The organism is Flavobacterium sp. ALJ2, from assembly GCF_015594725.1.
Lineage (GTDB): Bacteria > Bacteroidota > Bacteroidia > Flavobacteriales > Flavobacteriaceae > Flavobacterium.
Genome location: NZ_JADNRC010000078.1, coordinates 1 through 398, shown reverse-complemented (window position 1 = coordinate 398; position 398 = coordinate 1). Strand labels below are relative to the sequence as shown.

The following is a 398-nucleotide window of genomic DNA, read 5'->3' as shown; positions in this document are numbered from 1 at the left end:
CCTGCTATCAAATTTTGTTTATTCTGTTCAGAATCCCACCAATATCTTTCAGTATAAGTTCTATTATTTTTAATAATAATTTTATACTTATTGAATTTTGTATCACTATCAATTGACTGATTATATTTATCTCTCAATGTATCAAGCAAAGGTCTTATTTCATCAAAATCAATCCAAAAATCTTCTTGGTTACCATTCTCATCAATATAAAATATTGCTCCATACTTCATTGATGATTTTGTGATTTTAAGAATTAGCTCTGCTCTTTTCCAATTACAATCTTTTAAATGTGATTGTACTATTTCAATAATATCTTGCATATCACTTTTTTTTAAGGATTATCATAAGTTGTTGATAAATTAATATCTATTTTATTATTCTTATAAATCTTTACATCT

At 23.9% G+C, this 398-nt stretch carries 1 protein-coding gene; it reads right to left on the bottom strand.

What is annotated here, in order from left to right:
* Nucleotides 1-320, bottom strand: a 320-nt coding sequence (locus IUY40_RS19290; protein WP_195738467.1) for a hypothetical protein, incomplete at its 3' end; no start/stop codon positions are given.
* Between the last annotated feature and the right edge of the window lie 78 nt (nucleotides 321-398).